24 protein-coding genes are annotated in these 25,522 nt (G+C 49.1%); 18 read left to right on the top strand and 6 right to left on the bottom strand.

The genetic code is table 11. From position 1 onward, the window contains the following. Positions 1-79 precede the first annotated feature (79 nt). Both ACXAFI_RS02670 and ACXAFI_RS02665 read left to right on the top strand, forming a co-directional pair. Positions 80-493 carry a VOC family protein gene (locus ACXAFI_RS02670; protein ID WP_475107578.1) on the top strand — a complete coding sequence of 138 codons (414 nt, stop codon included), beginning with the start codon at positions 80-82 and terminating at the stop codon, positions 491-493. 34 nt (positions 494-527) lie between these two features. Further along, positions 528-1,253 carry a dienelactone hydrolase family protein gene (locus ACXAFI_RS02665; protein WP_475107577.1) on the top strand — a complete coding sequence of 242 codons (726 nt, stop codon included), beginning with the start codon at positions 528-530 and terminating at the stop codon, positions 1,251-1,253. An 82-nt stretch (positions 1,254-1,335) separates the two neighbouring features. Here the strand turns inward: ACXAFI_RS02665 and soxR are convergent, their stop codons facing one another. Beyond that, positions 1,336-1,824 (bottom strand): redox-sensitive transcriptional activator SoxR, encoded by a 489-nt coding sequence (gene soxR, locus ACXAFI_RS02660; RefSeq protein WP_475107576.1) that lies wholly within the window; start codon positions 1,822-1,824, stop codon positions 1,336-1,338. A 262-nt stretch (positions 1,825-2,086) separates the two neighbouring features. Between soxR and ACXAFI_RS02655 the strand changes: the two genes are divergently transcribed. The 4 genes from ACXAFI_RS02655 (at position 2,087) to ACXAFI_RS02640 (ending at position 5,544) form a co-directional block, all read left to right on the top strand. Then, positions 2,087-3,316, top strand: a complete 1,230-nt coding sequence (locus ACXAFI_RS02655) for an MFS transporter (protein ID WP_475107575.1) — start codon at positions 2,087-2,089, stop codon at positions 3,314-3,316. Positions 3,317-3,377: 61 nt separating this feature from the next. Continuing rightward, entirely contained in the window at positions 3,378-4,343 is a 966-nt protein-coding gene (locus ACXAFI_RS02650; RefSeq protein WP_475107574.1) for an ABC transporter ATP-binding protein, read from the top strand. Then, entirely contained in the window at positions 4,340-5,101 is a 762-nt protein-coding gene (locus ACXAFI_RS02645) for an ABC transporter permease (RefSeq protein WP_444919956.1), read from the top strand. Before ACXAFI_RS02650 ends, ACXAFI_RS02645 begins: the two co-directional genes overlap by 4 nt. A 17-nt stretch (positions 5,102-5,118) precedes the next feature. Then, positions 5,119-5,544 (top strand): GFA family protein, encoded by a 426-nt coding sequence (locus ACXAFI_RS02640; protein ID WP_475107573.1) that lies wholly within the window; start codon positions 5,119-5,121, stop codon positions 5,542-5,544. Between the two features lie 27 nt (positions 5,545-5,571). Here ACXAFI_RS02640 and ACXAFI_RS02635 read toward each other — a convergent pair whose 3' ends face one another. Then, positions 5,572-6,213 carry a TetR/AcrR family transcriptional regulator gene (locus ACXAFI_RS02635; protein ID WP_475107572.1) on the bottom strand — a complete coding sequence of 214 codons (642 nt, stop codon included), beginning with the start codon at positions 6,211-6,213 and terminating at the stop codon, positions 5,572-5,574. 134 nt (positions 6,214-6,347) lie between these two features. Between ACXAFI_RS02635 and ACXAFI_RS02630 the strand changes: the two genes are divergently transcribed. Further along, a complete protein-coding gene (locus ACXAFI_RS02630; RefSeq protein ID WP_475107571.1) occupies positions 6,348-7,466 on the top strand; it encodes an efflux RND transporter periplasmic adaptor subunit in 1,119 nt (372 codons plus the stop codon). Between the two features lie 52 nt (positions 7,467-7,518). Beyond that, the gene (locus ACXAFI_RS02625) at positions 7,519-10,689 is read left to right on the top strand and encodes an efflux RND transporter permease subunit (RefSeq protein WP_475107570.1); all 3,171 of its coding nucleotides are present in this window, start codon (positions 7,519-7,521) and stop codon (positions 10,687-10,689) included. Positions 10,690-10,816: 127 nt separating this feature from the next. Here ACXAFI_RS02625 and ACXAFI_RS02620 read toward each other — a convergent pair whose 3' ends face one another. The 3 genes from ACXAFI_RS02620 to ACXAFI_RS02610 form a co-directional block, all read right to left on the bottom strand. Then, positions 10,817-11,728, bottom strand: coding sequence for an MBL fold metallo-hydrolase (locus ACXAFI_RS02620; protein ID WP_475107569.1), 912 nt, complete (start codon positions 11,726-11,728; stop codon positions 10,817-10,819). A gap of 50 nt (positions 11,729-11,778) precedes the next feature. Continuing rightward, positions 11,779-12,690 (bottom strand): glycerophosphodiester phosphodiesterase family protein, encoded by a 912-nt coding sequence (locus ACXAFI_RS02615; RefSeq protein WP_475107568.1) that lies wholly within the window; start codon positions 12,688-12,690, stop codon positions 11,779-11,781. A 74-nt stretch (positions 12,691-12,764) separates the two neighbouring features. Beyond that, positions 12,765-14,246, bottom strand: coding sequence for a hypothetical protein (locus ACXAFI_RS02610; RefSeq protein WP_475107567.1), 1,482 nt, complete (start codon positions 14,244-14,246; stop codon positions 12,765-12,767). A gap of 819 nt (positions 14,247-15,065) precedes the next feature. Here ACXAFI_RS02610 and ACXAFI_RS02605 point away from each other — a divergent pair. The 10 genes from ACXAFI_RS02605 (at position 15,066) to ACXAFI_RS02560 (ending at position 24,913) form a co-directional block, all read left to right on the top strand. Beyond that, complete coding sequence (locus ACXAFI_RS02605; RefSeq protein ID WP_475107566.1) at positions 15,066-15,659, top strand: helix-turn-helix transcriptional regulator; 594 nt, start codon at positions 15,066-15,068, stop codon at positions 15,657-15,659. After that, on the top strand, positions 15,656-16,084 hold the full coding sequence (locus ACXAFI_RS02600; protein WP_444919964.1) for a CsgE family curli-type amyloid fiber assembly protein: 429 nt from the start codon (positions 15,656-15,658) through the stop codon (positions 16,082-16,084). The genes ACXAFI_RS02605 and ACXAFI_RS02600 overlap by 4 nt, the downstream gene beginning before the upstream one ends. Continuing rightward, entirely contained in the window at positions 16,084-16,503 is a 420-nt protein-coding gene (locus ACXAFI_RS02595) for a curli assembly protein CsgF (RefSeq protein WP_444919965.1), read from the top strand. Before ACXAFI_RS02600 ends, ACXAFI_RS02595 begins: the two co-directional genes overlap by 1 nt. A gap of 30 nt (positions 16,504-16,533) precedes the next feature. Next, positions 16,534-17,406, top strand: coding sequence for a CsgG/HfaB family protein (locus ACXAFI_RS02590; protein WP_152454798.1), 873 nt, complete (start codon positions 16,534-16,536; stop codon positions 17,404-17,406). A 42-nt stretch (positions 17,407-17,448) separates the two neighbouring features. Then, positions 17,449-17,988, top strand: a complete 540-nt coding sequence (locus ACXAFI_RS02585) for a hypothetical protein (RefSeq protein WP_475107565.1) — start codon at positions 17,449-17,451, stop codon at positions 17,986-17,988. A 740-nt stretch (positions 17,989-18,728) separates the two neighbouring features. Next, complete coding sequence (locus ACXAFI_RS02580) at positions 18,729-19,679, top strand: hypothetical protein (RefSeq protein WP_475107564.1); 951 nt, start codon at positions 18,729-18,731, stop codon at positions 19,677-19,679. 510 nt (positions 19,680-20,189) lie between these two features. Continuing rightward, entirely contained in the window at positions 20,190-21,212 is a 1,023-nt protein-coding gene (locus ACXAFI_RS02575; protein WP_475107563.1) for a hypothetical protein, read from the top strand. 362 nt (positions 21,213-21,574) lie between these two features. Continuing rightward, a complete protein-coding gene (locus tag ACXAFI_RS02570; RefSeq protein ID WP_475107562.1) occupies positions 21,575-22,465 on the top strand; it encodes a hypothetical protein in 891 nt (296 codons plus the stop codon). A 264-nt stretch (positions 22,466-22,729) separates the two neighbouring features. Further along, the gene (locus ACXAFI_RS02565; protein WP_475107561.1) at positions 22,730-23,611 is read left to right on the top strand and encodes a hypothetical protein; all 882 of its coding nucleotides are present in this window, start codon (positions 22,730-22,732) and stop codon (positions 23,609-23,611) included. Positions 23,612-24,034: 423 nt separating this feature from the next. Beyond that, on the top strand, positions 24,035-24,913 hold the full coding sequence (locus ACXAFI_RS02560; RefSeq protein ID WP_475107560.1) for a hypothetical protein: 879 nt from the start codon (positions 24,035-24,037) through the stop codon (positions 24,911-24,913). Between the two features lie 64 nt (positions 24,914-24,977). Here ACXAFI_RS02560 and greA read toward each other — a convergent pair whose 3' ends face one another. After that, positions 24,978-25,454, bottom strand: coding sequence for a transcription elongation factor GreA (greA, locus tag ACXAFI_RS02555; protein WP_152454806.1), 477 nt, complete (start codon positions 25,452-25,454; stop codon positions 24,978-24,980). Positions 25,455-25,522 lie beyond the last annotated feature (68 nt).

The following is a 25,522-nucleotide window of genomic DNA, read 5'->3' as shown; positions in this document are numbered from 1 at the left end:
ATCTATAAAACAGTGGCGGTTTTTCCTATAAGATAATTTATTCACCAGATTAATAATCACTAAAATTTCAGGAATTCCTGTGTTTAAGATTCAACACATTGATCATGTGGTGCTGAGGGTCAAATCCCTGGCTGCCATGCGCAATTTTTATGAAGGCGTCCTCGGCTGCACCATGGAGCGAGAGAATCAGGAGTTGGGCCTCTATCAGTTGCGTGCCGGGCACGCCTTAATCGACTTGGTTCCGGTGGATCAAACTATCGGTCGTGAGGGCGGTGTCGCGCCGGGTGTCGAAGGGCGTAACTTGCATCATTTCTGTTTACGTATAGATCCATTCGAACCCGATAAAATTATTGCTTATTTAAAAGAGAAAAAAATCGAACCCTCTAAGCCACAACAGCGTTACGGTGCCGAGGGCATGGGGCCGTCGATCTATATTTCCGACCCCGAACAAAATCTGGTGGAACTCAAAGGCCCGCCAGACAAGCCTGAATAAGACCATCAATTATTCGCCAAAGAGACATGCAACAATGAAAACCGAAGAGATTGATTACGCGGTAGATGGCAAGTCCTACAGTGGTTACCTTGCTTGGGATGACAGCATTCAAGAAAAGCGCCCCGGTGTCATGCTGGTTCACGAATGGTGGGGACACAATGCCTTTGTGCGCAAGCAGGCTGAAAAGCTCGCCAGACAGGGTTACTGTGCCTTTGCGGTGGATATGTTTGGTAGTGGCAAGCAAACGGACGACCCCACCGAAGCGCAGCAGTTTCGCGATGAGGCGCTTGAAAATCCAGTCTCTCTGGAAGCCTGTTTCCGCACCGCACTTACCCTGCTGCAGCAGCACAGTGTAGTCGAGGAAAATCAAATTGCCGCACAGGGTTATTGCTTTGGCGGTGGCGTTGCCTTGACCATGGCGCGCCTCGGTGTGGAATTGCGTGGAGTAGTCAGCTATCACGGAGCCCTGGCCAGCGAGGTCCGCGCTAAAAAAGGGAAAGTCCAGGCGGAACTGCAGGTTTACACCGGCGGTGCCGACAGTATGATTCCGCCACAGCAGGTCGGGGCTTTTGTCGAGGAAATGCAGGAAGCCGGTGCTAAATTCACCCTAGTGAGCTATCCCGGAGTACTGCACGGCTTTACCAATCCCGTCGCCACCGAACGCGGTCAGAAATTTGGCTTGCCGCTGGCCTATAACCAGGAAGCGGCGCAAGATGCATGGCAGGGCACCCTGGATTTTTACCAGAAACTTTTCCAGTAACTTCAAACAATAAAAAATCGTGAGAACTTCATCATTTTCTCAAGCGTGAAGCGCACCATTTGCTTTCCATTAGCTCACCAAGTCAGCTCCCCACATCCAGGTAGCGAGCACCTGCACCCTGCTCCGCGGCTTGATCTCCTGGGTTGCGGAGCGGACAGCTCTCCATAGACAGGCAACCACAGCCAATACAGCCCTCCAAACGGTCGCGCAATTGAGTCAACTGGCGAATACGCTGGTCCAGTTCCTCGCGCCAGCTGGCGGAAAGCTTGGCCCAGTCTTTGGCGGTGGGCGTGCGTCCATCGGGCAGAGTCGCCAGGGCTTCGCGAATTTCGGCGAGGGGAATACCGGTGCTCTGCGCCACCTTGATAATGGCCACACGTCGCAATACATCCCGAGAGTAGCGGCGCTGATTACCGCTGGTGCGCCAGCTGCTGATCAGGCCTTTGCTCTCATAAAAGTGCAGTGCACTCACCGCCACATCACTGCGCTCAGCCACCTCGCCCACGGTCATCTCGCGACGGCACTTCTTATCGCCACAAGAGGACGCTTTCTTTTCACTGGTACCAGGCATCAAAACTCTCCGGCTGCTATTGACCTCAATATTACTTGAGGTTTTACACTGCGCCGCATTCCATTGCAAGCTCAGGGAGACTACCGATGATCAGGAACAGCAAACAAACCTACCCCATTACAGAACCCCCCTCTACTAACACCACTTCTCTTTTAGTGGCTGCACAAAGCCAAAGTATCAGCTTGGCCGTGCAAGAGGGGCTGTGTCTATCGGTAATCCCTTCCTTAACAAAGGTGTGCAAAGGCAAAAAAGGAATTCGCCGATGATCCCTGCCCACATAGCACCACCTCTCAGCGTGGCAAAACCCGCTATCCCGCTACAGATGCGGTTGACACTTTTGTGCCTGGCGGCGCTCACAATAATGTCTGGCGCCACAGTGGCGCCATCACTACCAGCACTGGAGGCACACTTTGCCCAATATGAAGATATTGCCCTGCTCAGCCGATTGATTTTGAGCCTACCGGCCTTAATGATTGCTCTATTCGCCCCTCTCGCCGGGTTTGTATCCGATCGCTATGGACGCAGGCGGCTGCTGTTGCTGGCGGTCACTGTTTATGCCCTGGCCGGCATCTCGGCATTGTTGCAGGACAGCCTGGCAGGACTATTGGCCAGCCGTACCCTGCTGGGTATTGCGGTAGCGGGCACCATGACTTCAGTCACCGCCCTGGTAGGTGACTATTTCAACCCCGATCAAAGGCGTACCTATATGAGTCAGCAGGGGGCCTTTATCAGTCTCGGTGGGGTTATCTTCCTTGTGGCCGGTGGGTTGTTGGCAGATATACATTGGCGCGCACCTTTTGCGATTTACGCGGCGGCACTATTCCTGATTCCAGCAGTAATACGCTACTTGCCAGAGCCTGAACGCAATAATATTGAGCGATCGTCTGACCACTTTAGTGATGAAAAACCCGACTGGATGGCCTTTGCATTATTGCTCGGCGCAGCCCTGCTAAACAGCCTGGTCTTTTTTCTGATCCCCACCCAGCTCCCCTTCCTTCTCAGGGAAATTGAAGTCGACACTCCCAGCCTCGCGGGTATTGCCATCGCCGCCAGTAATTTAATGGGCGCCCTGGCCTCACTGGTGTTCTATCCTCTGGCGCGCAACCACCTGGGGAAAAGTGGCGTTTTTATGTTGGGTTTTGCTGTTATGGCCTGCGGTATGGGGCTAATCGCCGAGGCGGATTCATTTAACGCGATTATGATTGCCACTGCGATTTATGGTTGTGGAATGGGTACCCTGATCCCCCATATCTTCGCCACCGGACTGGAATCCGCCACCCCCAATATTCGTGGGCGAATATCCGGTGCTCTCGCCGCCAGTGTCTTTATCGGACAATTTCTCTCGCCACTCATCAGCCAACCCTGGATAGAACGCTTTGGCCTCGCCAGTAGCTTTTCCGCAGCGAGCGCTGTGCTGCTGTTTTTGGCCACCATGGCGCTTTTCCTACATTGGTTGAAAGCAAAACCATCCAGTGAAATCATTTTGCAGTAGGATATAAACACGCCCAAAAGTATTTAGACCGGCTCGTTTTAGGATTTTACAAGGAGAAGAAGTGGAACCGATTATTTCCGTTAAAGGTCTCGACAAGACTTATAGTGGCGGGTTTAACGCCTTAAAAAGTATCGACTTGAATATTCAACGGGGTGAAATCTTCGCACTGCTTGGCCCTAACGGTGCCGGCAAAACCACACTGATCAGTATTATCTGTGGTATCGTGAACCCCGGTCAGGGCAGCGTTACTGTTAACGGTTACGATATCCAGCGAGATTATCGCCGTGCCCGACGCGAAATTGGCCTGGTCCCCCAGGAAATTGCCACTGATTCCTTTGAGAGCGTGTTGGGCGCAATCAAATTCAGCCGCGGCTTATTTGGCAAACCACCCAACCCATCTTACTTAGAGAAAATCCTGCGGCAGCTTTCCTTGTGGGAAAAAAGGAATAACAAGATTGTCACTCTGTCTGGCGGTATGAAGCGGCGCCTGATGATTGCCAAGGCTCTATCCCATGAACCCAGTGTGCTCTTCCTGGATGAACCCACTGCCGGTGTCGATGTGGAACTGCGCCAGGATATGTGGGAAATGGTACGAGGCCTGCGCGAATCCGGGGTAACCGTCATCCTCACCACTCACTATATTGAGGAAGCGGAAGAAATGGCCGATCGGGTCGGGGTTATTAATCGCGGTGAGTTGGTATTAGTTGAGGATAAAAAAACTCTGATGCAGAAAATGGGGGAAAAAGAGCTTAGCCTGCAACTACCCTCGCCCCTGGAAAGCATTCCCGACAGTCTCTCCGATTTGCCACTGCGTCTCAATGGCGATGGCAGCGAGCTGATTTACCGCTTTGATATTAAGAGTGAAAACACTGGCATTCCGGAATTCCTGCGCCGCCTCAGTTCGGCAAATATTGAATTTCGCGATTTATACACCCGGGAAAGCTCCCTGGAAGAAATTTTTGTCAACCTGGTGCACTCCGCACGTCACGAGGGTGAAGAGCAATTAAGTGGGGAGGCTCAGCCATGAACTGGTACGGTATAGCGGCTATCTACAAGTTTGAAATGTCGCGCACCTGGCGCACGCTGATACAAAGTGTCGCCTCGCCGGTGCTCTCCACATCTTTGTACTTTATTGTATTTGGCGCCGCCATTGGCTCGCGCATGGGGGATATTGAAGGTGTGAGCTATGGAGCCTTTATTATCCCCGGGCTGATAATGTTGGCACTCTTGGGGGAAAGTATTTCCAATGCCGCTTTCGGTATCTTTTTTCCAAAATTCTCCGGCACCATATATGAAGTCTTATCGGCACCGGTATCGCCCTTTGAAATTGTCGCTGGCTATGTGGGGGCTGCAGCCACCAAGTCGATCTTGCTCGGGCTATTAATCCTCGCCACCGCGCGCTTTTTTGTCGACTATGAAATTCTCCATCCTTTCTGGATGATCTCATTTCTGGTGCTGACCGCCGTAAGTTTTAGTTTGTTCGGCTTTATTATCGGCATCTGGGCCGACGACTTCCAAAAACTGCAAATTATTCCATTGATGATTATCACCCCACTGACTTTTCTTGGCGGAGCCTTCTATTCGATCAGTATGCTGCCGGAATTCTGGCAAAAAGTGACCCTATTTAATCCGGTGGTTTACCTAATCAGCGGTTTCCGTTGGGCTTTCTATGGCGTAGCCGATGTCAACATGGGTCTCAGTGTGGGGATGACACTGCTATTCCTCTTTCTCTGCCTGACAACGGTCTGGTGGATTTTTCGCACCGGTTACCGCATCAAAACCTGATCATTGAGGATAGGGGGATGGAGGCAATTCACGAAGGTGGCTGTGTCTGTGGTGCCGTAAGATTTCGCGCCACCGGCCAACCACGCCGGGTGAGCCTCTGTTCCTGCAGCTGGTGCCGGAAGCGCACCGGTAGCTTAATAGGCGTATCGGTGTACTTCGACAAAAACAATGTCCAGTTCATCAATGCAGAACTAAAAACCCACCGGCTTTTATCCGACGCAGGCCGCTGGATTGAGTGCCAGTTCTGTGAGCACTGCGGCAGCGCCCTCACCTGGACGCTGGAATTTCTACCGGAATATCGCGGTATTGCCGGGGGCGCCTTCGACGAGCCAATGTTTATCCAACCAGAGCGCTACGTCTACTACCAAAACAAACCGGAATGGCTGGAAATAAATGGAGATATCCAACGCTGCCCTTTAATGCCGGAAAGCCCAAGACATTAGCCTGTCAGCGGTAACCTGCATAATCAATCAGCGGTAGCTTCGCATAAATAGCGCCACAGCCCTACGCACCCTTTCACGCCGCTCCTCCTCAGCCTGTACCTCACAGCAACCGATCAATACCCGCATATGCCGGCAACCCAGCAAGATGCCCATAAAATCCTCGGCGGCCTCTGCCGGATTGGTTACCTGCAGCTTGCCCATCTCGGTAGCGCGGCGTAGTAACTGTTCAATGTCCCGAAGGATTCGCTGGGGGCCCGCATCAAAAAACAACTGGGCCAGTTTTGACTCCTGCGATTCCTGCGAAGCCAGGGCACACAAAAGCCGTAACAGGCGAATACTATCCTTGCTATCCACCATGCTTAGAAAAGCCTGACCAATGCGCTCCAGTACCTCTGCCACCGAATCGCCCTCTTTCAGGTCGAAAATGGGCAGGGGCATCATCATCTCGCAGCGGGAAGTGATCGCGGCACTGAACAGCGTCTCCTTATCGGAGAAATGACTGTACACCGTCAATTTCGAGACACCCGCAGCAGAGGCCACCGCATCCACACTGGTGGCGGCAAAACCATTGGTCAGAAACAGCTCCTTGGCTGCATCGAGAATGGCCTGGCGTTTGGCCAAGTCCTTGGGACGCCCGCGCTGGGCGGCCGTCTGAGATTGTTCAGACATAGCACTCCATATACTGGACTCACCAGTTTAATAAATTTACTATACTCGCCAGTATAACATTACCGGCCGCCCGGCCATGACTTGTCCACTTCCGGACTTACCTTGTCGCCTCGCCGCCGAGGAAGGGAGCCCCTATGTACCGACCGCTACTCTTCGCCGCACTCTCGTTCAGCCTACTGCTGTCTGCCTGTGCGCCATCGGAGTCCACCGAACAATCAGAAAAACCCCGCCCAGCGGTGATGGTCCAACCTCAGTTGGCCAGCGCCCAACTGGATTTTTATCCCGGCGAGGTACGTGCACGCTTCGAACCCGCCCTGGCCTTTCGTATCAGTGGCAAGCTGCAGCGGCGCCTGGTCAATGTGGGCGACCGCGTTGACCAGGGTCAACCACTGGCCGAGCTGGACACCGAAGACCTACTCCTGCAACTGGATTCCGCACGCGCACGCCTCACCTCTGCCGAGGCCGACCAGCGCCTGGCGCGCAGCGAGTTGGAACGCCACCGCAAACTATTAGAGCGCCAATTAGTCAGCCACTCACAGTTCGATGCGGTGGAAACCCGCTTCGAAGCCAGCGATGCGCGCCTGCAACAGGCAAAAGCACAATTAGATGTGGCCCGCAATCAGGCCGCTTACGCAGAACTGAAAGCCCCGGAGAGTGGGGTTATCGCCCGCCGCATGGCGGAGGCCGGCCAGGTTGTTGCCGCCGGCCAGGGAATTTTCGAGCTCGCCGCTGACGGTGAACGCGAAGTACGTATCGATTTGCCAGAGCAGGCGATTGGCCATTTCCGCGTCGGCCAGCCCCTGACCGTTGAACTCTGGTCACAGCCGGGCAAATCCTTTCCCGCACAGGTGCGCGAGCTCTCCCCCGCTGCGGACCCGGTATCCCGCACCTTCGAAGCGCGCGTGGCTTTTACCAATAAAACCACCGGCATTGAAATAGGCCAGAGTGCCAGAGTCTTTGTACCTAAAGCGACAACCACCGATGTTTTACAAGTGCCCATGTCGGCAGTGAGCGCCGATAACGGCAAAGCCTTTGTCTGGGTTCTCAATCGCGAGCATCAAACCCTGCATAAAACCGAGGTCACTGTGGGCCCCTATGGCCAGGAGTTTGTACCAATTTTCTCTGGCCTGCGCGCAGATGATTGGGTCGTTGCCGCCGGTACCCACCTTTTATTGGAGGGGCAACAGGTTCGCCCTGTGGATCGAATGAACCGCCCGATCGATCCAGACCGCGCCCTCGCCCAGCAGGACTAACTAACGGCTACCCCAAAAATAAGAACTGGACCGAGCGCTAAAAAACGCTCCAATGAAATTGCCGAAGCGCGGCCAGCTCAATCAGCCCGCACTTCAACACAGAGAAATTGCCATGGGTTTTAACCTTTCCGAATGGGCGCTGAAAAACCGCCCGCTGGTACTCTACGCCATGATCGTACTGGGGCTGCTGGGCGCTGCCTCTTACACGCAACTTGGGCAGAGTGAAGATCCGCCCTTCACTTTTAAGGTAATGGTGATCAACACTCTTTGGCCCGGCGCCAGCGCCGAGGAAGTCTCCCGCCAAATTACCGAGCGAGTAGAGAAAAAATTACTGGAGACCGGTGACTACCAACGCATCTCCTCTTTCTCCCGCCCCGGCCAGTCCCAAGTGCTGTTTGTCGCCCGCGACGATATGCATTCGCGGGATATCCCCGATCTGTGGTACCAGGTGCGTAAAAAGGTCAGCGACATTCGCCACACTCTACCACCCGATATCCAGGGCCCATTTTTTAATGACGAATTCGGCACGACTTTCGGCAATATCTATGCCCTGACTGGCAGCGGCTTCGATTACGCCTTAATGAAAGACTATGCCGAGCGTCTACAGCTGGCGTTACAGCGGGTTAAGAATGTGGGCAAGGTGGAATTGCTGGGCCTGCAGGATGAAAAAATTTGGGTGGAGATTTCCAACACCAAACTCGCCTCCCTCGGCATTCCCCTCAGTGCAGTGCAAAGCGCGTTGCAATCGCAAAACCAAGTTGCCGATGCAGGCTTTATTGATACGGTCAGCGACCGTGTACGTATTCGCGTTAGCGGCCAGTTTCACTCGGTCGATGAAATTCGCCGTTTTCCCATCACCGCCGGCGGGCGCACCCAGAGGCTGGGGGATATTGCCGAAGTACACCGCGGCTTCAGCGATCCCGCGCAACCCCGTATGCGCTTTATGGGAGAGGATGCCATCGGCCTGGCTGTTTCCATGAAAGAAGGTGGCGATATCCTCAAGCTGGGCAAAAAGCTGGACGCCACATTTGCCGAGCTGCAGGAAGACCTGCCTATCGGCATGCAGTTACGCAAGGTATCCGACCAACCCGCGGCGGTGAAGCGCGGTGTGGGTGAATTCCTGCAGGTGTTGGCGGAGGCGCTGGGCATTGTCCTGCTGGTGAGCTTTTTCTCCCTCGGCACCCGCCCCGGCTTGATCGTAGCGCTATCGATACCATTGGTGCTGGCCATGACCTTCGCACTGATGAGTTACTTCAATATCGGCCTGCACAAGATTTCCCTGGGCGCATTGGTACTCGCCCTTGGCCTGATGGTGGACGACGCCATTATCGCCGTAGAGATGATGGCCATTAAAATGGAACAGGGGCTCAGCCGGCTAAAAGCAGCCGGCTTCGCCTGGACCAGTACCGCCTTCCCCATGCTCACCGGTACCCTAATTACCGCCGCCGGTTTCCTGCCAATTGCCACAGCCGAGTCCGGCACCGGGGAGTACACCCGCTCGATCTTCCAGGTGGTCACGCTGTCACTGATCGTTTCCTGGATTGCCGCGGTAATATTCGTACCCTACCTTGGGCATTACCTGTTGCCCAATCTGGCGCGCCACGATCACAGTGGTGAGGTTCGAGACCCCTACCAGAAACCCTTCTACCAGCGCTTACGCCGCCTGATCACCTGGTGCCTGCGCCACCGCAAAACCGTCATAGTGGCAACCCTGGCGATCTTTATTGGCTCCCTCGCCTTGTTCCGCCTGGTGCCGCAGCAATTCTTCCCCTCTTCCGGGCGTTTGGAACTGCTGGTAGATCTCAAGCTGGCCGAGGGCGCATCATTGAAATCCACCGAGTTTCAAGCCAGACGCCTGGAGGCACTGCTGGATAAAAATGAGCAGGTAGAAAACTACGTGGTCTATGTGGGCACCGGCTCGCCCCGTTTCTACCTGCCATTGGACCAGCAATTACCGGCAGCTAGCTTTGCCCAGTTTGTGTTGATGACCCGCAGTGTTGAGGAGCGTGAACAGGTGCGCAGCTGGTTGATCGAAACCATGCAGGAGGAGTTCCCCACCCTGCGCAGCCGCATCTCCCGCCTGGAAAACGGACCCCCGGTTGGCTATCCGGTGCAGTTTCGCATCTCTGGTGAGCATATTGGTGAGGTTCGCAGCCTGGCCCGCCAGGTGGCCGAGCGCATTCGTGATAATTCGAAAGTGACCAACGTGCACCTGGACTGGGAGGAACCCAGCAAAACGGTCAACCTGAATATCGATCAGGACCGAGCCCGTGCCATGGGCGTGAACAGCGCCTCGCTCTCCCGTGCCCTGCAAAGCTCTCTCACCGGAATCACCGTAAGTCAGTACCGCGAGGACAATGAGCTGATTGATGTGCGCGTGCGCGGTGATGAACAGGAGCGCTACGCCCTCAGCCAACTGGGCAGCCTGGCAGTACAAACCAGTAGCGGTCGCAGTGTCCCCCTAAACCAGATCGCCACCCTGGAATACGGCTTTGAGGAAGGCATTATCTGGCACCGCGATCGCCTGCCCACGGTGACCGTGCGTGCCGATATCTACGGTGAGGAGCTGCCCGCAACGATAGTGAAAGAAGTCTGGCCGCGCCTGCAGAGTATTCGCGATCAGTTGCCACCCGGCTACTTGCTGGAAGTGGGCGGCACTGTGGAGGAATCCGAACGGGGGCAGAAATCGGTTAACGCCGGCATGCCGCTATTTGTATTGGTGGTGTTCACTCTGCTGATGCTGCAACTGCGCAGCATGTCCCTATCCGCCATGGTGTTCCTCACCGCCCCCTTGGGATTGATCGGGGTCACCTTGTTCCTATTGCTGTTCGGCAAGCCATTCGGCTTTGTCGCCATGCTCGGTACCATCGCCCTGGCCGGCATGATTATGCGTAACTCAGTGATTCTGGTGGACCAGATACAGCAGGACATCAGCCAGGGCCTGAGTGCCTGGGAAGCGATCGTTGAGTCCACTATAAGGCGTTTCCGCCCCATCGTGTTAACCGCCCTCACTGCGGTACTGGCGATGATTCCGTTGTCACGCAGTGACTTCTTCGGCCCCATGGCAGTTGCCATTATGGGCGGGCTGATCGTGGCTACCGGCTTGACCCTGATCTTTCTACCAGCACTGTATGCAGCCTGGTTCCGGGTGCGTGAAGAAAGCACAGAAACAGCAGTAGAAGATTCATCAGATTTAAATGGTGCTGAGCCCCAGGCGTCCTAATAATTTTTGGTATCTTCATTAAAAGACTCAAGCAAACGCCAAAGCAGAAGGCCCGGGTATTTCACTCCGGGCCTTTTTTTATCTCAACAGTTTTTTCCGACTTTAAATAGTCGGCCTCGAAGTATGGTCAGGACTTCTTGGATTTTGCAGCCAGGGAGTCGTAAACAATTCCAGTCCAAATATCCGGGGTCATAAAGCCCTTGCCATACTGCTCATCAAAATCCTTGGTCGGCTTGGCGGCAAGCACTTGGTCGCGGCTTTTACCACTATCGACCAGTTTCTGGATGCGATCCCGTAGGGTCTCCAGCATATCCCGTTGCACTTTTAACTCGGCAGGATTACTCAGAGGACCATGCCCGGGAATAATTTTGGTATTTGGTCCAGATAGCGCCAATGCAGTATCCATAGCTTCAATCACGCCATCCACCGAGCCGCCAGACGACAGATCGATAAATGGATAGGTACCGTTGAAATAGATATCGCCCATATGAATCACGTCAGCTTTGGCAAAATGCACAATGGAATCACCATCGGTATGAGCCGGGCCGACATGCTGCACCTTCACCTCATCATCATTCCAATAAAAAGTAGTGGCATCGGTAAAGGTAATTACCGGCAGTGCTGTCGGCGGTGAGGGCTCAACCTTGCGCTTGAAAGCTTCAATAAATTGCTCTGTATTCATACGCTTGCGCACATTTTCATGGGCGACGATCAGGGCACCGCTTTTACCCAGGTTTTCATTGCCGCCGGTGTGATCACCATGCCAGTGGGTATTGATCACAAAGCGCAACGGCAGATTTGCCAGACCTTCCACCGCTTTCTGTATCTTAGTAGTGAGTGGCGCATACTGGTCATCCACCATAAAGGTACCGTCCTCTCCAACCAGCACTGCGATGTTGCCGCCAGCCCCCTGGAGCATATATACATTACCTGCCACCGGTTCACTGCTGATTTCAACCTTGGCAAAACGGTCCTCCGCCAATATCGGCGTGCCTATTAATGACGCCGCCAGCGCCGCAATAGCTGCGATCTTTTTCATAAAGGTTTCTCTGTTTTTATAGTCATATTGTTATTGTGACAGTGCTCAATTCAGGAGGTCTGCTCGAGCAGCTTAGTCTCTGTTTTCGTCTCCCGGCCGGGCAACATGGCTATTAATAAATCCGGGCGGTCGGTAACAATACCATCCACACCCAGGTCGATATAGCGTTGTAGATCCGCCCGTCCGTTTACGGTCCACACAGAGACATGCAAATTGAGTTTATGGGCTGCCCGCAGGGTACCCCTGGTGACGACATCTAACCCCCAGAAGAACATGGATAATTGCATTGTCTGGTAGCGGGGCGCCAGCAAGCTCTCTGCCCGCAGCAGCTGGGCAAAAAATAAAAGACCCGCCTCCCAGCTAGTAGAACCTGTCGCCGTATCCGGGCTCAAGCGCCGAAATTCTTGAATAACCCTGTGGTTAAAAGAGGAGACAATAACCTGACTCTTCTTACCACTAGATTCCAGCACATCACTCAAAACATGGGCAGCTCGTAGTTGCTCACTTTTTATATCCAAAATTAGCGGTATCGAACCTACTAACTCAAAGGCTTCCTCTAGGGTGAGGATTCTTAAGGGCTTTTGGCGGTAGGGATAGGTCTCATCATCCCTACTCCAGTGGTAAGCGGCATTTAAATTGCGTAAATCAGCCAGGGTTCTATCTTCAATAAAACCACTGCCATCCGTTGAATCTTCCAGATCCGGGTCGTGACGCAACACCAAATGCCCATCGGCACTGAGCCAGAGGTCTATTTCAATGGCATCTACTCCCAATGCCACCATATTCTGCAGATATTCCTGCGTATTCCCTGGAAAAAATCCATTACCGCAGTCATTGCCATGGGCTATGACCATAGGTCCTTTGCACGAGGAAAGTTTTAGTGCAGATTCAGGAGCGACACCGGAGCGTGCATAAAAGAAAAGCACGAGTAACAACACACAGAAAATAAAAAGCATCCACATCTATTTCAGTCACCTAAACTTAATAAAACGGAAAGACCTTAAGCCTATTTATCCAAGCATCACCCCTCAAACATTTAGGCACCAGCGGTTTGCCCGGCAGGTACACTTTCTCCAACCGTTTCCTTATGATTATATCCATTTATCTGCACTTCATTTTGTGCCACCACAGTATCCGGTCTTGATGTATTGCGAGCTTGCCAGTAGGCTCGCTGCAGCCAAAGTGGCAGGAATATAATGAGATCATAGGTACGGTTGAGCAAAATGCCACAATGCATTGAGAGAGTCGCTAAAAGGCGTAAGCCCGTGGCTAATAAATCCAGGAATAACACCCATAAACACCCAAATACGGTACGTGCAGAGTTTATGAACTGCTCCAGTGGTATTGCTATAAAAGCAAGAACCAGAGGAAGAATAAAACCCAGCAGCATTTGTACCAGCCCGAGCGCCCAGTAGCTTCTTGCCCCCTCAAACCTAGGTTCGCTCACCCCAGGTATACCAGTAAGTAACTGATCGCCTTGCAATAATAGGTCCCTTGAGAGTGACAACCCCGCCTCAACACTGGAAAAACACAGCAGTAGGAATAAAGCGGACCATAGTATGCGTTTGCGTATAGGGTCTGCCAGTGAAGCAATAGAGGGAAACAAACGCGAAATCCGCAGAGATTCCATAATTACAAGGCCAACAAGGATTTGCAGGAAAATCAAAATTGAGGCAGCAATATCGGCTGTCGAGTAACTCCCCAGAAAGCCACCACTTCCAATAATCTCTGTCATTGGTCGTGCGATTAATTGATGATTCAGCCAAATCCCTGCTACTGCCACGAACATCACTAGTGAGGAAATTAAAAAGCGACTAAAAGAAGAAACGGATAGAAGGTGTAAGCTGCGGTCGCTCTCCTGCAAAATATCCTCGTAGCGTGACATATGCTCATCCAACACTTTGCTACGGTGAATTACAGACTCCACGCTCCTATTAATTCGCCCCAGGTTTTTTAGCATTGCGCGCCAACCGGGCATCATCCGCTTCAGTAACTGATGGCGTTCCCTTATAGACTCCCGGTAAGCTTCCAGGGCTTTACTTTCAGCCTTACGCATTGAGTGATTGATAGTCTCTAACACATCCGCCACAACCGTATCATCTGGAGTGGGAATTTCCGCGACAGAGCGAATCGCCCTAGCCCAATTTGACGGCTCGGGAGGCACCTCTGCGCTGCGCACATAGTCATCATCAATAACCGCCAACTGCTCACAGAGTTGGCGATGTAGCGAAGGATATTGCGTCAGCTCGCGCCTCAGGGAGTCTTCTATTCGCTCAAACTCCCGCTCAATTTGCCACTCTGTCATCTCGCGGCCTGTGGCAAGTAGCACTTCCCGATTGCGCTCACGCAGGCTCTGTCCGGCTAGCCCCACCGAGTTAGCAGCAAACAATAAAGAGCGGTGACATAACCTTGCAAGTGAGTAAATCGTTCGATGAACAGGTTTTCTAAGGAAAAATAACGAAACAACCGCCAAACCAGCCCACAACCAAAGTGGTAGTAACTCTAATAAGTAACTCATGACATCACTTTTCCTATAGAACCGTGCGATAGGCCATCCTAACAGCTGAAGCAACGACAATCGTCCCAAATGTCACACTTTATGTTGCTTTATTGCGACACTCGTCTACAGCGTTCATTTCACACAACGATGATTTACCCGGAGATAAAGAATTCCAGGCTTTCCTGGTTCAACTTCGGCATACGCTTGGACCATCATCCGAATTAAGCCTTTTGGCAATTTTCATAGCTTTAGTACAACCCTAACCGCCCCACCCAACGCCTAAATACCGAGGCAGCAATCCAATCAAACCCAAATAGAACCAAATATTTACCTTGAAACTCATTAAGAGTGAAATCATGCCTTCGATATAAAAATCCCCAGAATATTTATTTCTGAAAAACAACTCACCATCTAAGGATAAAATGAGCTACCAGACATAAATTTTTCGTCATCCTCATTCCTACAAACACTCGCAATATCAGCAGCAATAGAAATAAGTGACACATATAAAACTGTACAATAAAAGCTGAAAAACCTTGCACGCTCAGTTAACTCAACGAATTAAACAGCTAGACGACACCCGCCCTTGATGAACATTTTTAATACAAAATAAGGCATCTTTTTTTCCAGACGCCCTCACGCCCACGACTACACTCCAAACTAAATTCTCACCAAGTAAGTCATTTTCCCTAAAACAAAGAGGTACTTTGCGTTAGCAGCGATATTTTCTAGAGATCATGAAGATCAACCAGGAAACTTTTACGACAGGAGTCGATAACGGATCCAGCTCTTAGTGATGGGAGCGGTCCATCTGTTTCAAGGAGAGGTACGAGGTATATGCCGGTTCTTTTTTTTAGCAATTCCGGCCTTCAGGGCGATCTTTTATTTTCACTGTTTTCTCAGTCCATTCCCATGCCATGGGAGAAAGCCTGCATAGGAAAACAGAGACACTGTCTACAACACTACGAGGCAATCATAATCGACTGCTGGCAGATAGGCATCAACAGCTGCTCCAAGGATTTTATCTCTGACTTAAAGAAAATCAGGCACCCAAAAGCGATTCTCATCAACTTTCCCGCGGACTTACCAAACCACATCTCAGAAAAACTCCGCCAGAATGGCTTCTACTTGTTGTGTGACAGCAACATCAGCCAGGAAAAACTTATTCAGAGGCTCAACATTGCTATCCACAGCTGTGAAAGTAGCCACTCTGAAGGTATGCAGAACCCCTTACCCCTTACACGAAGAGAACAGGAAATCCTTGGGCAACTAACCACAGGAGAACCCAATAGTGTGATCGCAACCAAATTACATTTGAGTGAGCATACTGTTAAAAATCACATGTATAACATTTTTCGGAAAATCGGCGTAAAGAATCGCTTGCAAGCCAGCAACTGGGCAAAACTCAATCTCCAGGAAGAGCGAATATGAGATTAAGCCCGCTGATTTTCGCCTTCTTTATAGTTGCTGGAGTTGCTCAGGATGACACCACAGTCCCTGAAGCAGACACCGATTCAGGCAGACTGGAAGACGAAATCAGCGGGTTTAACATCGATCGAACAATTACCCGGACAGGTCATGATTTTGCTAGGTATCTCAGTGAATACAGAAATCTAAATTATCCAGATGCAACTTATAACTTAACCATTTATGAGCGTCCCTCAGCTCGCTGGGGGAACCTGATATGGGTTACCTATAACGACAAAATAGTATTTCGACGCTTTATCAGCCCAAGCACCAACAATATCCATCGCTTGGCCGATGAAGCCGCTCAATATATTCATCAGGCGGTGTTAAAAGACCGGGTAAGCAGTGCCTTTATAGATAATTTTGATTTGGGAAAGGACGAATTCTAATGAACCAAAAGTGCCTCATTTATCCGACATTATTGGCGGCCAACTTATTTACCTGTAGTGCTGCGCTTGCAACCGAATTAATTTATGAACCGGTTAACCCGAATTTTGGTGGCAACCCATTAAACGGTACTTACTTATTACAAAATGCTCAGTCGCAAGATGATCATGATGACCCGGATAAGCATGACAGCATTTACGAACAACCTAGCGCCCTGGACCGCTTTACCGACTCCCTAGAGACACGACTACTCAACCAGCTCTTGACGGATGTCGGCGATGGAAACAGTGGAGAATTAATTACCGACGATTTCGTCGTACAGATTGTCGACAATGACGGTGTTCTCACCGTGTTGATTACTGACAGAAACACGGGAGATAAAAGCGAGATTGTTGTTAGTGGGCTCAACCCCACAAACTAGATAAGAATCAACTCTGAAGGAAAACTGGCAATGCGCAATGCAATAAAAAAAGCCCTAGCCTTGCCCGCACTGGCGTTCACACTCACTCTAAGCGGGTGTTCTGCAGTAAAAAGTGTTGGTGATGCGCTCTTTGGTCCTGGGCGGACCGATGCCATGCTAACCCCACGTATGAACACTTTTCGGGATTTGATAAATCTTCCCGAGCCCAAGGGGAAAATCCTGGCTGCTGTATACAGCTTCCGCGATCAGACCGGACAATACAAACCCGCTCCTAACAGCAGTTTCTCCACCGCAGTTACCCAGGGTGGTGCAGCCATGTTGATGGATGTGCTCAACGAGTCTGGCTGGTTTATCGCTTTAGAGCGTGAGGGCTTACAAAACCTGTTAACTGAACGCAAGATTATCCGCGCGGGGCTCAGTAAACCGGATGCGCCAGCCAATAATAGTATTCCGCTGCCAACCCTAATTGCAGCCAACGTACTCCTTGAGGGTGGCATAGTCGCTTACGATCAAAATATCCAAACTGGTGGTGCCGGGGCGAGGTACTTTGGCATCGGTGCTGATGAGCAGTATCGTGTTGATCAGGTAACGGTTAACCTGCGTGCGATAGATATACGTTCGGGCAGAATATTACACTCAGTATTGACATCAAAAACGGTCTATTCCAAAGCAATCAGTGCCGATGTATTTCGCTATGTGAAGTTCCGGCGCCTATTAGAAATGGAAGCTGGAGTAACCTATAACGAGCCCGCTCAGCTTGCTATGCTTTCAGCGATGGAATCTGCGGTGATTCACCTGATCAGCGAGGGCATTGTGCACAACTCCTGGGCATTGGCGAATCCCGATGATATCAACAACCCTATACTGCAATACTATCTAAACGACAGCACAGTTATTATGTAGCCTCGTGATGGGTATCAGTAGTTAACAGTGATAGAGGGAACTATGCCAAGCAGTCATAAATATCCTGTTTTACTCGCAACCGCTTTTTTCAGTTTATTCACAGAGGTGTGTGCCGCCACTGATCTTGATACCAACAGCGAGCTCGCCATAAGTAGCGAATTGAGTTCGGCGAACCTACTGTCCGTTTCCAACCTCACGGTAATAAACCAAGAAGGTGGCGTGAACAATGTTAATGTACGCCAGTCAGGGAGAACCAATTACACATCTGCCCACCAAGATGGCAATAGGAACAATCTTTCGGTGACACAGACCGGTGAAAATAACGTTGTACTTTCACGTCAAGTAGGCGAACAAAACCTTAGCGGGCTAATCCAGGTGGGCTATGAAAACCTGATAGATATTGAACAATATGGTGTAGGTAACTCCGCAGGAATTACCCAGTTCGGTATGCAAAACAGCGCCCATGTGGAGGAAATCGGAATGCTACACAAGGTAAACATCTACCAGAGTGGCCATGGATTACATACCTCAGTCACCGTGATGGGTACAGCAACTACAACTTATATCCGCCAATTCGATTAAGTATACTTAACTTACAAAGGCACGTGGTCTCAAAAAAATCACTGAAGACTTTCCCAGAAAACGTCCCACAAAGATGCCAGGCCTGTCAGCCTGGCTTCTTCTGACAAACCTCAGCAGAATATTCTCTCTACCCACCTATTAGAATTCTTCTCGATTTTCATCATGAAAAGCTTCTAGTAGGTGATCCAATAAAATTGAATTACGTAAAAACGTGGGTATCCAATTTTCACTTCACTTTTATCCAAGCAAACGGCATGAAATCAACTTAAAACCTAACCCGAGCTTCCCACTAAAGAGTCAGTAAAAATAAAAGAACTATATTCCTATTTTTTAGTGACTTATGTCCTATAGCGAACCGCTCTATAAGCAGCAAAACTCTATACATATCTGATCGAATGTTGTTTTACACCTCTTGGACATTTTGTCATGCAGACATTAGGTTGTTTAGAGATCAAAATCTCAAAGCCAAACTGGCCCTCTCTCAAGAGTGGTCCCCAATGCAGTATCTGGGAGACAACTAACCTCCCCCATCGGCAAAAGAGCAGTTAAGCCATCCAAGTAAAGTAAATTGGTAGATTGAAGTACTAATCGCTGATTATTTTATTCAGCAAGAATTCAACGATGCAGCTTTTCCAGGAGTAAAGAAATCCTGCATTGTGAATCCATGACATCTGGAAGATGTCAGTAATTTCAGCACAGTGTGTGCTGAATCTAAAACGTCCAGAGTAAAGGAGTATCGCATGAAGGCGTTAACACCCATCGCAGCCGCTATTCTGATCGCCACAAGTGGCAGTGTATTTGCGGCCAATAATACCACCGTGCAAAATCAAGCTGGCCTGGGCAACCTGGCTGTATCTACACAGGTAGGACCAGGAAATGATGACAACACGGTTCTTCAAACTCAAATAGGGAATTTTAACTTCTCTAATGCACTGCAAACTGGCGGTAGTGATACCAACCTTATCAATCATTTACAAACCGGCAATGCCAACAGTGCAAATTCCTTCCAAATTGGTGGAAGCCTAAATACGGCATCGGTTATTCAGGCAGGTAATGGTAACTTCGCTATTACTACCCAGGCAGCGCCAGCACTTGCATCAGCAGCACTTGTCAATCAAGCCGGGGATGCAAACTTTGGCTCGGTGTTCCAAACAGCCTCCGCCGGTGATGTTGGTACAGTTAATCAATTGGGCACTCTAAACTTTGCAACAGTCACTCAAATACTTAGTGCTGGAAACAGCGCACTTGTCAATCAGGCTGGCACTGCAAACATTGCCAATATGGCTCAGGTTTTAGCCGTTGGGAATACTGCTGTCGCTAATCAGGCTGGCACCCTCAATATTGCAACCCACGCTCAATCAGGACTACTCAATAGCTCTAATTCATCACAGCTTGGCACGCTGAACCTTGCTACAGTCCTCCAGGCCGGTCTGGGCAACGACTCAACCACTCTCCAAGCTGGTTTTGGCAATATCTCAACCCATGCACAGGCAGGCTCATTTAACGATGCACTTACCGCGCAAGCTGGCACAATCAATATTTCCACCATTGCGCAAGCCGGTTTTGGACACAGTGCACAAACCTCACAGGCTGGACTGCTGAATGTGCATACCACTACCCAACTCGGGTCCAACGAAACAGCTATAGCAAATCAAGCTGGAGCATTTAACGTCGGTTTCATTTTCCAGTAGCTCTTACTGTAGCTTCTTAGAGAGAGAATATCTTGCGGCGGTCATCATTTGACCGCCTTTTTTTGTACAAAATATCTTGCCAGTAAGAAAACTTCTTGTGACTCTATTAAAGCCAGTGGTCCAGAAAGATGGACAACCACCAATTATTTTCACCAAATCCATTGCCCTATAGCTCGCTGCTATTTAAGTAAAAACTCTGTGACACTCGATTACCTGCCTGGATGAAAAACACACTTTCTTCCTAGGTGATCGAAACTTATCTCCTATGGCTGTTTCGTGCTTTCCCCACAAGACTCTACTCAGCATCAAGCTGAATTCCACGAGGTACCCATGCTTTTTCCTAGAACTCAATACGGTGCTAGCGCCCAATTGAAACTCTTGGAAAAAACCCTCAACGATTTTTCCCCATACCAGGAAAAGCAATTTTCACGCAAGCTTCCGATGCTGTTTTGATAGTCTCTATAGCAAAAAAGTTTTCAAGCTAAACCTGATATCTCTAAGGAGTAACCGATGAAAAAGTACACCCCGATTGCTGCAGGTGTTTTCCTGGCAATTGCCGCCAGTGGCGCCATGGCCAATACCATAATTCTCAATCAGATTGGTACTGGAAACATGGCAACCCCAACTCAGGAACCCGGTGTTACCAATAGCAATATTGTGATCAACCAGACTGGTGATTTTAATAAATCCAATCCCGATCAAACAAACGGCACAAGCTTCGGCACAATTAATCATAACCAGATCGGCGACATGAATATGGCAGACTCTTTACAGAGTGCCTCTGTTGCTTCAGTTGCAACGATTACTCAGGTGGGCGACAATCACGATGCTGCCACCAGCCAGTTTCTCTCTGGTGCATCATCGGCTGTAATTTCACAAAGTGGCCCATCAGCACAGTCTGCATCAATTAATCAGTTTGTGACTCTCTTAAATTTTGCCACTGTGAACCAAGAAGGAGCTTCAAACTTTGCTAGTGTGAACCAGTCTTTCGGGGCAGGTAATACGGCTCTTGTCAACCAGTCCTCAAGCTTCGTTCTTGGCAATACAGCCACAACGGTGCAGATCGGTGGTTCCTTAAATTCAATTGAAGCTTATCAGGAAGGCCGGGAAAATAGCGCATTTGTTTCGCAGGTATCAGGATCAGGGAACACTTCTGTTACAACGCAGGATGGAAAGTATAACGACTTAAACGTCGCTCAATCAGGTGATGGCAACACCAGTAGAGTCCAACAATATTGGGAAAGCAATTCAGCCACACATAACCAGAGCGGTAATGATAATTGGGCCAGAACCATACAATCGTTTCGTCATAATACTGTGGGGGTGTCTCAGACTGGCGATATGAATACGTCTGATATACTTCAAAACGGTGGCACTCAAAACCTAGCATTTATCACTCAAAGCGGAAATAATAATACATTTGAAGCAGAGCAGATTGGTAATTCAAACCTAATCTCAGTGATACAAGCGGGTAATGGAGATGTACAAATGATCAGCCAGATTGGCGATAATAACATGTATATTTTCCCTTAGATTCTTCATCTAGATATCTGCGGCTGACCCTATTGGGGTCAGCCCTGCCATTAGGAATCCACTATTTTTACTGATATATTTATTTATCACACTCTAACCCCATAAAATCTGAAAAAAACAATAGTAGACGCCTATGAAAAATGTAAGACCACTTCGACCTACAGGATCAACAAACCCCACCCAACCAATAAACATTTAAAAAATTAATATTTGATTAAAGCTTTTAATGTCACCACACATTTTTCCAGAATAATTCAACTAAAATTATACCAGCAGACTAAAAAACCCTTAACCGAGGCATTACATCAAGCTCTCGGATTTCACTAAAACATGATGGACACAGCAGTAAAAAGGAGTTAAACGTGAGGAAGATTACCATTCTGACACTGGCAATTATGGTGTCTGGCAGCGGACTCACATATGCGGCAGGAAATACAACAACACTAGAGCAAAACGGCAACAACAATCATGCCTCCATTGATCAAACTGACAGCAGTACTATCGACAGCTCTGTAGAAATTTCACAGAGTGGTAATCTCAATAATGCCGAAGCCGCTCAGAAAAATGAAACTGATAGTCTTATATACCAAGTTCAAGAAGACAAATTAAACGAAGCTTACAGCTTGCAGATGGGAGGGATCGGAAATGAATCCTTGATTTTCCAGGCGGGCATGGATAATCACGCTAATTCTTTCCAGATTTCTGCGCAAAATAGCCAGGCCAAGATACTCCAGAATGGCATGGGCAACGAAGCTGAAATTCAACAGCATCTAGGCAGTGATAATATTTCTGTCATCGAGCAAATAGGCAATATTCACGGCGCCTTAGTAGGACAGTATGCCAGCTTTAATTCAAAGGCATATATCTTCCAAGACGGCTCTTACCACGAGGCAATGATCAGCCAGAAGGGAACAGGTCACTATGCCAATATCTCTCAGTCTGGCATATCGCATCATGCCGAGATTTCCCAGTCCGATATGTATAACGAAGCAGATACATTACAAAAAGGCGAAAATAACCACAGCACGATTGTTCAAGTCTCTTGGTACAACAGCGCCTTTGTTACTCAGGATGGTTATCTGAACCAAGCTACGATTATGCAGTCAGGCAATGGTGGTTTGGGTGGTGGACACATGGCAGTTGTTAATCAATCAGGCGGCATGAACACAGCCACAGTGACACAAAGTGGTTTTTCACAATCGACAAATATTACCCAAACCGGCTACGGTAACACTGCCGTAGTGAACCAATAAATAGCTTACCTTCGAAAAGATGCCATAGATTGATACTAATCTTTGGCATCTTTACTTATTTATCACGCTAAAAGAAAACTTTTTTAACGCTCCCTATAAGCACCTACTTAAAAATATTTTCTTCATTTATAAGACCCTAAAGTGCCTTTTGCTGAGAGTTAAGTCCCAGAAGTTACCCACCTTTCTCTCATGGTGGCACTTATTTTTTGTAACAAGAATTAATAAGTACCCAAGCCTCCCATTTATGCAGTTGTGGAGAAACCTATGACACACTTTAGCAAGCTACTTTTAGCCACCACCCTATTAACCAGCTACTCTCTTTCAGCTCAAGCTGATGACCAAACTGTTCGTCAGGTTCAAGTCGGAATTGGGAACAATGCAACTGCTATTCAGCAATCTCCCCTCAACCAGAGTAATTTAATTATCCAGGAGCAGATTGGCTTCTATAACGACGCCATAGCAAATCAGGTAGGAGAAGTCGGTAGTACGGCCGCACAATATCAGACGGGACAACAACATTCATCTGAGGTCAGCCAGGCTTTCGGGAGTGGCAATGCTGGTCAAAGCGTGCAGATTGGCTCCAATAGTCAATCAATAACCTTTCAGATCAATCAGGTTCAAGGCTTCTCTTTACACACCCAGGATGGACAAAATCACTTTGCTTTAACCATTCAAAGACTAGGGTTCAACAACAGTATTCAAATTCAGCAAAATGATCGCCTGAATATAGCAACGGCAAGCCAGATAACAAACTTTAATGGTGATATCAATATTATGCAGACAGGCCTATTAAATAGAGTTGAAAGTCACCAGCAAGGGTTTTCTCATGAGGCCTCTATAGTTCAGAGCGGAGGATTCAATAAAACCGATGCTATTCAGCTAGGCAGCAATCATTGTGCAACGACGATGCAAACCGGAGTAGATAACCTGATTGATCTTGCTCAATCAGGAGACAGTAATCTTGGATCAGTCACTCAGTTAGGCATCAGCAACGAAGCTTATGTGCTTCAATCTGGCATCAATCTCAAGGTAAACGCTGAGCAATTTGGCGGCTTTAATCACGTATCAATTTCGCAATCCGGTATTAATCAGAGTAGTGACACTCTACAAGTAGGATTTAATAATCAAAGCTATATTGTTCAATAGGTCTTACCAATATCAATTTCATTCAATGCCAGTTTCTACTGGCATTTTCTAATTGTTTTTTATCTTTGATTTTATCTTGGCTAAAACTTCCCTCCCAGCTAAATAGTACTTCTCTCCTATGGCTTTTCTTTATCACTGAAGCAACACTAAAAGGGACGGAACGAAATTATGGACCCCTAAGTAGTATCAGGGATGTCAACCAAAATGCGCCAGATTTACCCCCTCTTCGACTTTCTATCAACTCGATCTTTTTACCTAAGCACTTTGCGTGCAAGTTTTCCTAAACAGTTTACAGTGGCGCTGCCAAAAAAATTTTAGCGCCACATTGTAACAGCTCACGCTAACTACACAGCATGCCCGTTAAGCAGATTTAAACTGCCCTCTATCGTGATGCTCTTTTTTTAAGCAGTAATGGAGATACTCATGAAAATTTTGACCCCAATTCCTGCCACTATGGTTTTAATTCTAAGCGGTACCGCTTTTGCCGATAACAATACTACTTACCAGGATCAAAACGGCTTTGGTAACAACGCCTATGTTGATCAGGCGGGACCCGGCAGCCATCACAATTACGTTAATCAGGAACAGCATCAGGGGTTCAATACTGCCGTTAGTATCCAGGTCTATGAACACCACAGTACGGTTCTTCAATTCCAGGATGGGACTAGTAACTACGCGAATGCTTTTCAGAAAGGCGGGGCTGAAAATACAGCAATGAGTGAGCAGCTTGGCATAGACAATAGCTCTCTAACCTTCCAGTTTGGTGAGGAAAGCAGCTTTTCTATCCATATACAGGAAGGACATGGTAATACCGCTTGGACCTACCAACAATCGGGTAGTAGTAACCAGGCAACCATCCTGCAAAACAGTGATTTCAGTAACGCGACTGTAACTCAGGTAGGTAGCCATGGCAGTGAGGCCATGCTCTCGCAAGGTGGTGAAATGAATCAGGGAGATATTTTACAAATTGGAGAGTTTCACAAGGCCCACTTAATTCAAGGGGATGGCGGTAACAACGACGCGGATATTCGCCAGCTGGGCCACAGCCATGAAGCCAAAGTGTATCAGGAAGGCTGGTATAACGAGGCGGATATTTCCCAGGCTGGTAGCAACCATTTTGGTAAGACCATGCAGTTTGGCCACGGTAATGATGTGTACCTGGGCCAAATCGGTGAAAATCATCACGCAGAAGCCATCCAGAATGGTTCGAATAACAACAGCCTCGTCGCCCAGTTTGGTTTCAATGAAACCGCCAAGGTTCACCAACACGGTGAAAACAATCAAAGTTTCGTTTCCCAGTAAAGCTGCTCCTGCCCCAAAGAAAAAAGGCGGCCTTTGGCCGCCCTTTTTCTTACTAAGAGATCTTTTATAGATGCTCTACAGTATCGATTTCATATTCCACTGCGCCGGAGGGCGTGTGTACAACAACGACTTCCCCCACTTCCTTACCAATAAGTGCGCGGGCAATCGGCGAATTCACTGAGATTTTTTGTTTTTTCACATCCGCTTCATCGTCACCCACGATTTTATAAGTCACTTCAGCATCGTCATCCAGGTGAATGATCGTTACCGTGGTGCCGAAAATTACCTTATCGCTGGGCTCAATCGACTTCACATCGATTACTTGGGCGTGAGATAACTTGGCTTCAATCTCTTGAATGCGCCCCTCAATAAAGCCCTGTTTTTCACGCGCCGCATGGTATTCGGCATTTTCCTTCAAATCACCGTGTTCGCGAGCCTCGGCAATGGCTTCCACCACCGCTGGGCGCTCGACTTTTTTCAGATTTTCCAATTCTGAACGCAGCGCTTCTGCGCCTTCGACGGTCATTGGTACCCGGTTCAATGTGGGACCTCCATTATTGTTACTACGCAACCGGGCCCTGTGTTGCCACAAGGCCCGGTCGGAAATGA

It is taken from the genome of Microbulbifer sp. ABH2_005, from assembly GCF_056160005.1.
The sequence above is the reverse complement of the archived record's forward strand: the minus strand, read 5'-3'. Positions and strand labels throughout refer to the sequence as shown.

Coding starts and splice junctions, on each gene's coding strand:
- ACXAFI_RS02620 (WP_475107569.1), bottom strand. CDS start 11,728: ATGAAAAAGATCGCAGCTATTGCGGCGCTGGCGGCGTCATTAATAGGC.
- ACXAFI_RS02585 (WP_475107565.1), top strand. CDS start 17,449: ATGCCAAGCAGTCATAAATATCCTGTTTTACTCGCAACCGCTTTTTTC.
- ACXAFI_RS02590 (WP_152454798.1), top strand. CDS start 16,534: ATGCGCAATGCAATAAAAAAAGCCCTAGCCTTGCCCGCACTGGCGTTC.
- ACXAFI_RS02665 (WP_475107577.1), top strand. CDS start 528: ATGAAAACCGAAGAGATTGATTACGCGGTAGATGGCAAGTCCTACAGT.
- ACXAFI_RS02630 (WP_475107571.1), top strand. CDS start 6,348: ATGTACCGACCGCTACTCTTCGCCGCACTCTCGTTCAGCCTACTGCTG.
- ACXAFI_RS02615 (WP_475107568.1), bottom strand. CDS start 12,690: ATGTGGATGCTTTTTATTTTCTGTGTGTTGTTACTCGTGCTTTTCTTT.
- ACXAFI_RS02565 (WP_475107561.1), top strand. CDS start 22,730: ATGACACACTTTAGCAAGCTACTTTTAGCCACCACCCTATTAACCAGC.
- ACXAFI_RS02575 (WP_475107563.1), top strand. CDS start 20,190: ATGAAAAAGTACACCCCGATTGCTGCAGGTGTTTTCCTGGCAATTGCC.
- ACXAFI_RS02625 (WP_475107570.1), top strand. CDS start 7,519: ATGAAATTGCCGAAGCGCGGCCAGCTCAATCAGCCCGCACTTCAACAC.
- ACXAFI_RS02640 (WP_475107573.1), top strand. CDS start 5,119: ATGGAGGCAATTCACGAAGGTGGCTGTGTCTGTGGTGCCGTAAGATTT.
- ACXAFI_RS02645 (WP_444919956.1), top strand. CDS start 4,340: ATGAACTGGTACGGTATAGCGGCTATCTACAAGTTTGAAATGTCGCGC.
- ACXAFI_RS02580 (WP_475107564.1), top strand. CDS start 18,729: ATGAAGGCGTTAACACCCATCGCAGCCGCTATTCTGATCGCCACAAGT.
- ACXAFI_RS02560 (WP_475107560.1), top strand. CDS start 24,035: ATGAAAATTTTGACCCCAATTCCTGCCACTATGGTTTTAATTCTAAGC.
- ACXAFI_RS02605 (WP_475107566.1), top strand. CDS start 15,066: ATGCCGGTTCTTTTTTTTAGCAATTCCGGCCTTCAGGGCGATCTTTTA.
- soxR (WP_475107576.1), bottom strand. CDS start 1,824: ATGCCTGGTACCAGTGAAAAGAAAGCGTCCTCTTGTGGCGATAAGAAG.
- ACXAFI_RS02595 (WP_444919965.1), top strand. CDS start 16,084: ATGAACCAAAAGTGCCTCATTTATCCGACATTATTGGCGGCCAACTTA.
- ACXAFI_RS02610 (WP_475107567.1), bottom strand. CDS start 14,246: ATGAGTTACTTATTAGAGTTACTACCACTTTGGTTGTGGGCTGGTTTG.
- ACXAFI_RS02655 (WP_475107575.1), top strand. CDS start 2,087: ATGATCCCTGCCCACATAGCACCACCTCTCAGCGTGGCAAAACCCGCT.
- ACXAFI_RS02600 (WP_444919964.1), top strand. CDS start 15,656: ATGAGATTAAGCCCGCTGATTTTCGCCTTCTTTATAGTTGCTGGAGTT.
- ACXAFI_RS02635 (WP_475107572.1), bottom strand. CDS start 6,213: ATGTCTGAACAATCTCAGACGGCCGCCCAGCGCGGGCGTCCCAAGGAC.